Here is a 10,796-nt window from a genome sequence, read left to right on the forward strand (position 1 = left end):
TCAATGTCCTTCCAGTACTTCGCGCAGGCGCGCGGCGAAAGCTTCCGGTTCGATGGCGAACCCGCCGTGGTCGCCGGGAAACTCGACGGCGGTGAGCTCGAGACCGGCGGCGAACCCGAGGGCGGCTTCGTGGGCCGTCGTCCCGGCGGACTTCTCGCCGACGGCGACGACCAGCCGCGCGGGCGACGCACGGAGCGCGTCGAGATCGGGTTGGTAGCCGCCGGTGGCGGCCATCAGGTGGCGGAAGAAGTAGGTGAAGTTGCCTTCACCCCGGGGGTCGAGCGGGGGCGCGGGGTCGACACCCACGAGCGCCATGAACGCGGCGAAGGCCGGGGCGAGGCCTTGGTCGCGGAAGAGGGCCGGGATGTCGGGGCCGTCCAGGGCGGCGGCGGGCAGGTAACGGCTGACGGGCGGTTCGTGCAGCACGAGCGTGCGGACGTCGCCGGGGTGCCGCCGGACGTGGTCGAGCATCGTGATGGCGCCGCCGCTGCTGGCGAAGACGTCGGCGGGGCCGACTTCGGTGAGCAGACGGTGCACGTCGTCGGCGTGCTCGCGGATGACGTCGTCCCCCGGTTCGCCGTCGAGGGGGCTGCGGCCGAGGCCGCGCGGGTCGTAGGTGACCACGGTGTGGTCTTTGGCCAGCAGCGGCCAGATGTGGGTGAACACCGCGGCGTCGGCCGGGCCGCCGGGGACCAGCAGCAGCACGGGTCCGTGGCCGGTGACGTCGTAGGTGATCGTGGCGCCGGGGACGGCGAGGGTGGGCATGGGCTCCTCCGGTGGTCGGGGTTCACCCGACCGACGAACGGGCCTGGCCTGGACCGACAGCGTTTCGGAGATTCTTCGGGTGAGGTAGTCGCGCTCGGCGTCGGTGGGCGCGAGGTCGCGGGCGTTCGCGTACCACTCGGCGGCTTCGGCGTGGCGGCCGAGGCGGCGCAGGAAGTCCGCGCGGGTGGCCGGGAGCAGGTGGTAGCCGGTCATCGTCAGGCCCTCGAGCAGCACGAGCCCGGCCTCGGGACCGTCGGCCATGCCGACCGCGACCGCCCGGTTGAGCTTGACGACTTCGCTGGGGACGTGCTTGCGCAGCTCACCGTAGAGGCCGGCGATCTGGGCCCAGTCGGTGTTCGCGGGCGTCACGGCGGTGGCGTGACAGGCCGCGATGGCGGCCTGGATCTGGTACGGCCCGGGCCGGCGTCGGCGCAGCGCGGTCTCCAGGACCTGGGTGCCTTCGGTGATCTCACCCGCGTCCCAGCGGGTGCGGTCCTGCTCTTCCAACGGGACGAGCTCGCCGTGCGCGCCGGTGCGGGTGGCGCGGCGGGCGTGCTGGAACAGCAGCAACGCGAGCAGTCCGAGGACTTCCGGTTCGTCCGGCATCAGGCGGGCCAGGACGCGGGCGAGGCGGAGGGCTTCGGCGGCGAGGTCGGGGCGCAGCAGGTCGGGCCCGGCGCTGGCGGAGTAGCCCTCGTTGAAGGTCAGGTACAGCACGCCGAGCACGGCGGTGGTGCGTTCGGGCAGCAGGTGCGCGGGCGGGACGCGGTAGGGGATGCCGGCGTTGCGAATCTTGCGCTTCACCCGCACGAGCCGTTGGGACATGGTCGCTTCCGGCACGAGGAACGCGCGGGCGATCTCGGCGGTGCTCAGCCCGGCGAGGGTGCGCAGGGCGAGCGCGACCTGGGCTTCGGTGGCCAGGGCCGGGTGGCAGCAGGTGAAGATGAGCCGCAGCCGGTCGTCGGTGACGCCGCTGTGGTCGGTGTCGGGGTCGTCGGGGACGTTCACGAGGCCGGCCTCCCGGAGCTTGGCGGCGCCGAGGGCGTCGCGGCGGAGCCGGTCGGTGGCGCGGTTGCGGGCGGCGGTGGTGAGCCAGGCGCCGGGCCGGCGCGGCACGCCGTCGCGGGGCCAGGTGCGCAGGGCCAGCGCGAAGGCCTCCTGGGCGCACTCCTCGGCGAGGTCCCAGTCGCCGGTGATCCGGATCAGCGTGGCCACGACCTGGCCCCACTCCTCACGGAACGCCTCGGCGACCGCGCTCTCGACGTCCACCACCCGTACCTCCCCACGTTTCCGGTCACCCCGCCGACGAACGGCGGGCGCCGGGACCGACACCTAGCCGGTCGCCGCCGCGTGACAGGCGCCGAAGCCTTCGGCTCGCACGACGATCCGGCCGTTTTCGACGCGGACGGCCGTCTCGGTGGCGTCGCTGACCGCCGTGACGCCGGCGGCCGCGGCCAGCTCGCCGGTGGTGTCGCAGACGATCCGCAGCCGGGGCCGGGCCGGCGGGGTGATCGCCTGGTCGAGGCAGCCGCGCAGGTCGGCGACGGCGAGCCGGGCCAGCGGGGCGAGCTCGCCGGGGTCGCTGGTGACGAGCACCGCGGTGACGTCGGCGCCGGTGCGGACGGCTTCTTCGAACGCGGCCGCGCGGTGCAGGCCGAGCACGGTCACGACGCCGTCGCCGGGCCGGATCGTCTCGCCGGTCAGCAGGTCGGTGCCCGCGGGCGGGCGCCACGGCTCGTCGACGGGCTTGGCCTGGCTGGTGATCGGCGGGGTCGCGGGCCAGTCGTCGCTCAGGCCGAGGTCGAGCAGGGCGGCGCAGGCGGTGACGACGTGGAACGGCTCGCCGAAGCCGGGCGCGGCGGCGGCGAGCTGGCTCGCGCCGTGCAGGGTGGTGAGGGCGGCTTCGGCGACGCGGACCAGGCGCCGTCCGGGGCGACGGCGTTCGAGGGCGAGCCCGAGCAGGATCGCCTCGACGCGCATGAGCTGCGCGAACGGCCGCCGGGTGTGCTCGTCGGCGAGGATCTCGGGCAGCAGGTCGCGGCCGAGGCGGGCCTCGTCGCTGTCGGTGTCGGTGGCCAGGGGGAGCCGGGCGACCCAGGCGCGGGCGAACGCGGCCAGCACGTCGGACACGCTCGCGTCCGGTGGCGGGGTCGCGGGCCGGGGCGCGCGTTCGGCGAGGTCGGCCAGGACGGCGAAGTAGAGGGCCCGTTTGCCGGGGAAGTTGGAGTAGACGGCGCCGCGGGTCAGCTCGGCGCGTTCGGCGATGACGTCGATCTTCGCCTCGCGGAAGCCGCGGCGGGCGAACTCGTCGCGGGCGGCGGTGAGCACCTTCGCGCGGTTGCGCTCCTGGGTCTCCGCCCTGCTGAGCCTGACCATCGTCCTCCTTGCCGTGGTGTCATGAGTCAAGATACCGTGACCACTGAGATGATAAGAACATCTGATTTGAGCATCTGGAGTGGTGGATGACCCCCGAAATCGACCTGACCGACCTCAAGGTCCTCACTGACCCGTTCACCGCCTACGACCACGCCCGCGAAGCCGGCGCGCTGGCCAAGCTCGTGATCCCCGGCTTCGGCCCGTTCTGGGCACTGACCCGCTACACCGAGGCACGCGCGATGCTCGCCGACCCGCGGTTCGAGGTCCGCGCGGAGAGCTTCATGCGCCCGCCGGGCATCCCCGAGCACTGCCTGGAGTACCTGCGGACGATGGCCGAGCAGGACGGGCCCGAGCACCTGCGGCTGCGGCGCCTGGTCGCGCCGGCGTTCACACCGAAACGCGCGGCGCGGCTCCGGCCCCGGCTCGCCGTGCTCACCGAACGGCTGCTCGACGAGCTGCCCGCCCACGCCGACGGCGGTGTGGTCGACCTGATCCCGCACTTCGCCCGGCCGCTGCCGATGGACGTCATCTGCGAGCTGGTGGGCATTCCCGAGGCCGACCGGTCGCGCTGGCGGCAGTACGGCGCCGCGGTCGCCGGTGGGGTGGGCCCGGACTTCACCAGTGCGATCCCGGAGATCATCGCGGGCGCGAAGGAGGCGGTGGCGCGCAGCCGGGCCGAGCCGGGTGACGACCTCATCGGCGACCTCGTGCGCGCTGAGGACGACGACCGGCTCACCGACACCGAGCTGGTCACCCTGGTCTGGCACCTGGTGCTGGCCGGGCAGACGCCGGTGAATCTCCTCGCCAACGCCGTCGAAGCCCTGCTGCGGCACCCGGACCAGTTGGCGGCTGTGCGCGCGGATCCGGCGTTGTGGCCGGGCGCGGTCGAGGAGCTGATGCGGTTCTGCAGCCCGCAGCTGCTGACCACCCCGCGGTTCGCGCGGGAAGACGTCGAGATCGGCGGCGAGGTGATCCGCGAGGGCGAGCGCGTGACCGCGGCGATGGTGGCGGCCGACCGCGACCCGCGGGTGTTCCCCGACGCGGACCGCTTGGACGTGACCAGGAACGGGCCGGCGCAGCTGGGGTTCTCGCACGGCCCGCACTTCTGCCTGGGCGCGTCGATCGCCCGGGTCGAGACGGAGGTGGCGCTCTCGGCGCTGTTCGCCCGCTTCCCGGATCTGGCGCTGGCCGGTGACGTGCCGCGCGCGCCCGACGGCGGGACGTGGCGGCCCGCGGAACTACCGCTGACGCTCTGAGATCAGCGCTTCGATGCCGTCGAGGACCCGGGCGAGGCCGAACCGGAACGTGTAGGCCGGGTCTTCGGCGGCGTTGTGGGCCTCACCCGCGGCCTGCCCGACGCGGGAGGCGAGGGGGTAGTTGGCCGCGTCGGCGGCCGGGATGCCGGCCAGCACCGGCGCGGCTCGTTCCCACCACTGGGCGTCGGTCAGGCCGCTGGTGCGGACCAGGCGGGCGGCGTCGAGCGAGCTGCGCGCGGTCGTCCGGACCAGGCCGGTGACCAGGCCGACGGCGGCGTCCATCTCGACGTCGTCCAGGCCGATGCCCTCGACCGCGCGCAGTTCGTGCTCGTACTTGGCGAAGCTGTTCGGACCCAGCGCCGAGCGGCTGGTGGTGGCCTGCAGCAGCCAGGGATGCCGGTGGAACAGCGTCCACTGCCCGTCGGCGACCGCGGTCAGCGCCGCGCGCCAGCCGAGGCCGGGTTCGGGGACGGGCAGCTCGCCGTGGGCGTGGTCGACCATCAGGTCCAGCAGCTCCGTGCGGCCGGGCACGTAGGTGTAGAGCGACATGGGGGAGACGCCGAGGTGCTCGGCGACGCCGCGGATGGTGACGGCGTCGAGCGTGTCGGCGTCGGCAAGGGTGATCGCCGCGCGGACGACGTCGGCCGTGGTCAGCTTCGGTTTCGGGCCGCGTCGCGGGGGTGCCGACACGCCCCAGAGCAGCTCGATCGCGCGGCGCGGGTCACCGCCGCCGGTCTCCTCCGTGGTCACGCCGCCCATTCTGCCCACCCGATTCTCGTACAACGTACAGAGTTGTGCTAACCTCTTCTTCGTACACAGTACAGAGTAAAGGGGGACGATGACCCTGCAGATCCAGGCCGAGGGACTTCGCAAGCGCTACGGCGCCGCGTACGCCCTGGACGGGTTCGCTCTTTCCGTCCCGGCGGGCACGCTCCACGGCCTGCTGGGACCCAACGGCGCGGGCAAGACGACCGCCGTCCGCGTGCTCTCCACCCTGCTGCGCCACGACGAGGGCCTCGCCCGGGTCGCGGGCTTCGACGTCACCACCGAACCGGCGAAGGTGCGCGCGTCGATCGGGCTGGTCGGGCAGCAGGCCGCGGTGGACGAACTGCTGTCCGGACGCCAGAACCTGGTGCTGTTCGGCCGCCTGCACCACCTGGGCCGGCGCGAGGCCGCCCGCCGCGCCGACGACCTGCTGGACCGCTTCGGCCTCGCCGACACCGGCGCGAAGCCGGTGTCGGCCTACTCCGGCGGCATGCGGCGGCGGCTCGACCTGGCCGCGTCCCTGCTCGCCGCCCCGCGGGTGCTGTTCCTCGACGAGCCCACCACCGGGCTCGACCCGCGCAGCCGCGCCGAGGTCTGGCGGGCGGTGCGGTCGCTGGTCGCCGACGGCACGACCGTGCTGCTCACCACCCAGTACCTCGAGGAGGCCGACCGCCTGGCCGACCGGATCTCGCTGGTCGAACACGGGCGCGTCATCGCCGAAGGGACTCCGGCCGAGCTGAAGGACTCCCTCGGCGCGACCCGGATCGAGCTGACCCTGCCCGACCCGGACGTCGTCGTCCCGGCGGCGGCACTGCTGGCCCGCGTCACCGGGACCGAGCCGGTCACCGAAGAACTGCGGGTCAGCGCCCCGGCCGAGCCGTCGATGCTGACCGACGTCGTGCGCGAGCTGGGCGCGACCGAACTGGTGGTCGCCGACGTCGCGCTGCGGCATCCGACGCTCGACGAGGTGTTCCTGGAGCTGACGGGGAAGGTGGCGCGATGAGGTGGGCCCTTGCAGACGGCTGGACGCTGACCGGGCGCTACCTCGCGCACCTGGCGCGGCGCCCGGCCCGGCTGGCCACCGTGGTGGCGTTCCCGATCCTGATGGTGCTGATCTTCGCCTACCTGCTCGGTGGCGGCATGACCGTGCCCGGCGGCGGCTCCTACCGCGAGTTCCTGATGCCGGGGATGTTCGCCATGACCATGGCGTTCGGGCTGTCGGGGACGATGATCTCGGTGCTCGACGACGCCACCAAGGGTGTCACCGACCGGTTCCGGTCGCTGCCGATGGCGCCGTCGGCGGTGCTCACCGGCCGGGTGGCCGCGGATCTGGTGAACGCGGTGCTCGCGCTGGCGGTGCTGCTCGGCTGCGGGTTCGCCGTCGGGTGGCGCCCGCACGGCAGCCTCGGGGAGACGCTGGCCGCGGTGGTGCTGCTGCTCCTGCTGCGCACGGCGCTGGTGTGGGCGGGGATCTACCTGGGGCTGCTGACGACGGATCCGTCGATGGTGACGCTCGCGCAGACGCTGGAGTTCCCGTTCGGGTTCCTCTCCAGCGCGTTCGTGGCGACCGCGACGATGCCGGCGTGGCTGGGAACCGTGGCGGAGTGGAACCCGTTGTCCTCCACGGTGACGGCGGCGCGGGTGCTGTTCGGCAACCCGGGGGCGGCGGGGACGTCCTGGGTGAGCGAGCACGCCGTGCTGATGGCCGTGGTGTGGCCGCTGGTGCTGCTCGCGGTGTTCGTGCCGTTGTCCGTGCGCCGATACGGGAGGCTGGGGAACTGACCACCGATTTCCTGCCGGGTGAACCGCCACGAGCGGGCCGCCTGGTGCTCGACGACCGGGAACTGTCCATAACGGACGGTCTGACGGAGTTGCTCGCCACGACGGATCCCGATCCGTCGGCATTGTTCTGGGCCACCGCGGCGAAGGCCGCGCTGCGGCTGGTCGCGGCGGGCCGGTTGCTGCCGGGGGTGACCGAGGCCGGGCACGACGCCTGGCGCGTCGGGCCGCTCGAACCGGCGGAAGCCGCGTGGCTGCGGGATCTCGCGGCGGCGATGCCCGCGGGCGAGCGGGCGCCGGGGCCGCTGCTGCGGGCGTTCCTCGACGCCGTCGCCGACACGCTGCCGCGCACGCCCGCCGCGGCGAAGGCGGCCGGGACGCGGTTGTTCGCCGCGGTCGCGCCGCAGCGGGCCGAGGCGGCGCGGGACTGGGCCGACGAGCTGGCCGCCGGGCTCGACTCGGGCATCCGGGTGTCGCTGCGGCTCGAGGCGCCGGACGGGTTCGACACCGGCCGGTTCGACGCCGTGGTGCAGGTGCACAGCCTCGCCGACCCCGGCCGGGTCGCCGACGCCGTCGAGCTGTGGGAGACGGGCCGCTTCGGCCCGCGGGCCCGCATCGACGTCGTGCTGGCGCTGCGGCGGGGTGCGCAGGTATGGCCGGCGCTGGGGCCGTTGCTGACCTCGGCCGTCCCGGACCGGCTGGCGCTCGGCGCGGACGAGGTGACCGAGCTGCTCGCGGCCGCGGCGCCGCGGCTGGCGGCGGCCGGGATCGACGTGCACTGGCCGGCCGAGCTGGCCGGGGCGCTCACCGCGCGGGCGGTGGTGCGGGCCGGGGACGCACCCGGTGACCTGCCGGCGTTCTTCGGCGGCGGCCGGGCGCTGGCGTTCGACTGGCAGCTGGCCCTGGGTGGCGAGGTGCTGACCGAGGCGGAGCTGGACGCCCTGGCCGAGGCCCGCCGTCCGGTGGTGCGGCTGCGGGACCGCTGGGTGCTGGTCGACCCGGCGCTGGCGGCGAAGGCGCGGGAGCGGACGTTGAAGCCGCTCACGCCGGTCGACGCGCTCGGCGCGGTGCTGTCGGGCACCACCGACGTCGACGGCGAGCCGGTCGAAGTGGTCACCGACGGCTGGCTGGCGCGGCTGCGGGAACGGCTGTCCGAACCCCCGGAGCCGCAGGCGCCGCCGGCCGGGCTGGCCGCGTCGCTGCGGGACTACCAGCTGCGCGGGCTGCAGTGGCTGGCGACGGTGACCGGGCTCGGGCTCGGCGGCTGCCTCGCCGACGACATGGGGCTGGGCAAGACGGTCACGCTGATCGCGTTGCACCTGCACCGCGCGGCCGGGCCGACGTTGGTGGTGTGCCCGGCGTCGCTGCTGGGCAACTGGGAACACGAGATCCGCCGGTTCGCCCCAGGGGTGCTGGTGCGGCGCTTCCACGGCGGCGCGCGCTCGCTGGACGAGCTCGACGGGTTCGTGCTGACGACCTACGGCACCCTGCGCGCCGATCCCGCGCCGCTGGCCGGGATCCGGTGGGGGCTGCTGGTGGCCGACGAGGCCCAGCACGTGAAGAACCACCGTTCCGGCACGGCGAAGGCGTTGCGGCTGGTGCCCGCCGACGCGCGAGTGGCGTTGACCGGCACACCGGTGGAGAACACGCTCTCGGAGCTGTGGGCGATCCTCGACTGGACGGCGCCGGGCCTGCTCGGGTCCCTGGCGGAGTTCCGGGCGCGCTGGGCGAAACCGATCGAGGCGGGCAGTCCCGGGGCGGCGGAGCGGCTGGCGCGGTTGCTGCGGCCGTTCCTGCTGCGGCGCCGCAAGTCCGATCCGGGGATCGCGCCGGAGCTGCCGGCGAAGACCGAGACCGACCGGCCGGTGACGCTCAGCCCCGAGCAGGCGGCGCTGTACGAGGCGGTCGTGCGGGAGATGATGGCCGAGATCGCCGGGAGTGACGGGATGGCGCGGCGCGGCCGGATCGTGAAGCTGCTGACGGCGTTGAAGCAGATCTGCAACCACCCGGCGCAGTACCTCAAGGCTCTGTCTCTTCAAGAGGGCGGCGGCCGCTCGGGGAAGCTGGAGCTGCTCGACGAGCTGCTGGACACGATCCTCGCCGAGGGCGGCGCGGTGCTGGTGTTCACCCAGTACGTCGCCATGGCCCGGCTGCTGGAGAAGCACCTGGCGGAACGCGGGATCGGCACGCAGCTGCTGCACGGCGGCACCCCCGTGCCCCGCCGCGAAGAGCTCGTCAAGCGGTTCCAGGACGGTGCGGTGCCGGTGTTCCTGTTGTCGCTCAAGGCGGCGGGCACCGGGCTGAACCTGACGCGCGCCGACCACGTTGTGCACTTCGACCGCTGGTGGAACCCGGCGGTGGAGGACCAGGCGACCGACCGGGCGTACCGGATCGGGCAGACCCGGCCGGTGCAGGTGCACCGGCTCGTCACCGAAGGCACGGTCGAAGACCGGATCGCGGCGATGCTGCGGGAGAAGCGCGCGCTGGCCGACGCGGTGCTGGCCGGCGGCGAGGCGGCGTTGACGGAGCTGACCGACACCGAGCTCGCGGAGCTCGTCGAGCTGAGGAGCCGCGGATGAGCGACGAGCGGGTGCGCGGGTTTCCCGCGTTCGGCGCGACGGGGACGCGCGGGCGGTTCGCGACGTCGTGGTGGGGGCGGGCGTGGGTGAGCGCGATGGAGGACACCGCGCTGGACCTGCGACAGCTCAAGGCGGGCCGCCGGTACGCCGCGGCCGGGCTGGTCGGGCCGATCACGGTGAGCCCGGGCCGGATCGCGGCGGTGGTCGACGACGCCGACGGCGGCCCGTACCGGACCGAGCTGCGGCTGGCAGAACTGTCCGAAGCGGACTGGACGCGGTTCCTGGACCGGGTCGCCTCGCGCGCGGGGCACCTGGCGGCGTTGCTGGACCGGGACATGCCGCACGACCTGGTGACGGCGGCCGACGACGCCGGAGTCCACCTGCTGCCGGGGATCGGCGACCTCGACCCGGAGTGCGACTGCCCGGGCTGGGAGCTGCCGTGCAAGCACGCGGCGGCGTTGTCGTTCCAGGCGTCGTGGCTGCTGGACGCGGACCCGTTCGTGCTGTTGCTGATGCGCGGGCTGGGTGAGCGGGAGATCCGGGCGGAGCTGGAGAGCCGGACCGCGCCGCGGGACGACTTCCCGGCCGTCCCGGTGGACCGGACGCCGGGTGAGCTGCCGGACCTGACGCTGTTCGAGCCGTCGGGGGCGCCGGCGATCCCGGCGGCGCCCGGGGTCCCGGCCGAGGCGTTCGCCCTGCTGGCGGCGAACGCGTCGGGGCAGGCGCGGGCGCTGCTGGCGGGCGAGCCGTGGCCGGGACGCCGGCACGACGCGGTCCGGCTGGCCGCGCGGTTTCCGGCGGTGGCGGAGCGGCTGGGTGAGGGAAGCGGCTTCCGGCGGGCGGTCGCGGCCTGGAGCTACGGCGGCCGTGACGGTCTTGAGGTCCTCGAATCGTCGTGGTCCCCGCCCAAGGCGGTGCTGGCGGCCGCGCGGGTCGCGCTCGCCGACGTCACCGACGAGGAGCCGCTGTTCGAGCGCAACCACTGCACGGCCGGCGCGGTCCAGTTGCGGCTCGACCATCGGGGCCGCTGGCACCCGTACCGGCTCGAGGACGGCACGTGGTGGCCCGCGGGTCCGCCGGAGACCGACCCGGGGTTGCTGCCGGGCTGAAACCCGCCGGGATTCCCGGTATCCAGCGTGGTCCCCGCTGTCTCCTGTGCGTTGACGGCGGGGTTCCGCCGGGCCCACTGGGGGTGGGGGGGGGGGGGGGGGGGGGGGGGGGGGGGGGGGGGGGGGGGGGGGGGGGGGGGGGGAGGGGGGGGGGGGGGGGGAAGAGA

The 10,796-nt window shown here is 74.5% G+C and carries 8 protein-coding genes and 1 pseudogene; 5 read left to right on the forward strand and 4 right to left on the reverse strand.

All coding sequences use genetic code 11. The annotated features are described in order from the left end of the window. The 3 genes and pseudogenes from ACZ63E_RS30185 to ACZ63E_RS30195 form a co-directional block, all read right to left on the reverse strand. Entirely contained in the window at positions 1–765 is a 765-nt protein-coding gene (locus ACZ63E_RS30185; protein WP_465339817.1) for an alpha/beta fold hydrolase, read from the reverse strand. Positions 766–777: 12 nt separating this feature from the next. Next, a pseudogene (locus tag ACZ63E_RS30190) lies at positions 778–2,034 on the reverse strand (RNA polymerase sigma factor); the annotation flags it as partial. Between the two features lie 63 nt (positions 2,035–2,097). Beyond that, complete coding sequence (locus ACZ63E_RS30195; RefSeq protein ID WP_465339521.1) at positions 2,098–3,141, reverse strand: TetR/AcrR family transcriptional regulator; 1,044 nt, start codon at positions 3,139–3,141, stop codon at positions 2,098–2,100. An 86-nt stretch (positions 3,142–3,227) separates the two neighbouring features. Between ACZ63E_RS30195 and ACZ63E_RS30200 the strand changes: the two genes are divergently transcribed. Further along, complete coding sequence (locus ACZ63E_RS30200; protein WP_465339522.1) at positions 3,228–4,397, forward strand: cytochrome P450 family protein; 1,170 nt, start codon at positions 3,228–3,230, stop codon at positions 4,395–4,397. Here the strand turns inward: ACZ63E_RS30200 and ACZ63E_RS30205 are convergent. Further along, positions 4,380–5,156: a TetR/AcrR family transcriptional regulator gene (locus ACZ63E_RS30205; RefSeq protein ID WP_465339524.1), complete on the reverse strand. Its 777-nt coding sequence runs from the start codon at positions 5,154–5,156 to the stop codon at positions 4,380–4,382. The two genes, ACZ63E_RS30200 and ACZ63E_RS30205, sit on opposite strands and share 18 nt — an antisense overlap. Positions 5,157–5,235: 79 nt before the next feature. On the opposite strand from ACZ63E_RS30205, the gene ACZ63E_RS30210 reads away from it, so the two are divergent. Genes ACZ63E_RS30210 through ACZ63E_RS30225 form a run of 4 tightly spaced genes read left to right on the forward strand, consistent with a single transcriptional unit; the run spans position 5,236 to position 10,629 of the window. Next, on the forward strand, positions 5,236–6,165 hold the full coding sequence (locus ACZ63E_RS30210) for an ATP-binding cassette domain-containing protein (RefSeq protein ID WP_465339526.1): 930 nt from the start codon (positions 5,236–5,238) through the stop codon (positions 6,163–6,165). Further along, a complete protein-coding gene (locus ACZ63E_RS30215) occupies positions 6,162–6,944 on the forward strand; it encodes an ABC transporter permease (RefSeq protein ID WP_465339528.1) in 783 nt (260 codons plus the stop codon). Before ACZ63E_RS30210 ends, ACZ63E_RS30215 begins: the two co-directional genes overlap by 4 nt. A 44-nt stretch (positions 6,945–6,988) precedes the next feature. Beyond that, complete coding sequence (locus tag ACZ63E_RS30220) at positions 6,989–9,520, forward strand: DEAD/DEAH box helicase (RefSeq protein ID WP_465339529.1); 2,532 nt, start codon at positions 6,989–6,991, stop codon at positions 9,518–9,520. Continuing rightward, entirely contained in the window at positions 9,517–10,629 is a 1,113-nt protein-coding gene (locus ACZ63E_RS30225; RefSeq protein ID WP_465339531.1) for an SWIM zinc finger family protein, read from the forward strand. Before ACZ63E_RS30220 ends, ACZ63E_RS30225 begins: the two co-directional genes overlap by 4 nt. Positions 10,630–10,796 lie beyond the last annotated feature (167 nt).

Source organism: Amycolatopsis sp. NPDC104819 (assembly GCF_055583145.1).

Excerpts from the sequence above, each read along its gene's own strand:
- ACZ63E_RS30185 (WP_465339817.1), bottom strand. The coding sequence starts at position 765 with ATGCCCACCCTCGCCGTCCCCGGCGCCACGATCACCTACGACGTCACC.
- ACZ63E_RS30195 (WP_465339521.1), bottom strand. The coding sequence starts at position 3,141 with ATGGTCAGGCTCAGCAGGGCGGAGACCCAGGAGCGCAACCGCGCGAAG.
- ACZ63E_RS30200 (WP_465339522.1), top strand. The coding sequence starts at position 3,228 with ATGACCCCCGAAATCGACCTGACCGACCTCAAGGTCCTCACTGACCCG.
- ACZ63E_RS30205 (WP_465339524.1), bottom strand. The coding sequence starts at position 5,156 with ATGGGCGGCGTGACCACGGAGGAGACCGGCGGCGGTGACCCGCGCCGC.
- ACZ63E_RS30210 (WP_465339526.1), top strand. The coding sequence starts at position 5,236 with ATGACCCTGCAGATCCAGGCCGAGGGACTTCGCAAGCGCTACGGCGCC.
- ACZ63E_RS30215 (WP_465339528.1), top strand. The coding sequence starts at position 6,162 with ATGAGGTGGGCCCTTGCAGACGGCTGGACGCTGACCGGGCGCTACCTC.
- ACZ63E_RS30225 (WP_465339531.1), top strand. The coding sequence starts at position 9,517 with ATGAGCGACGAGCGGGTGCGCGGGTTTCCCGCGTTCGGCGCGACGGGG.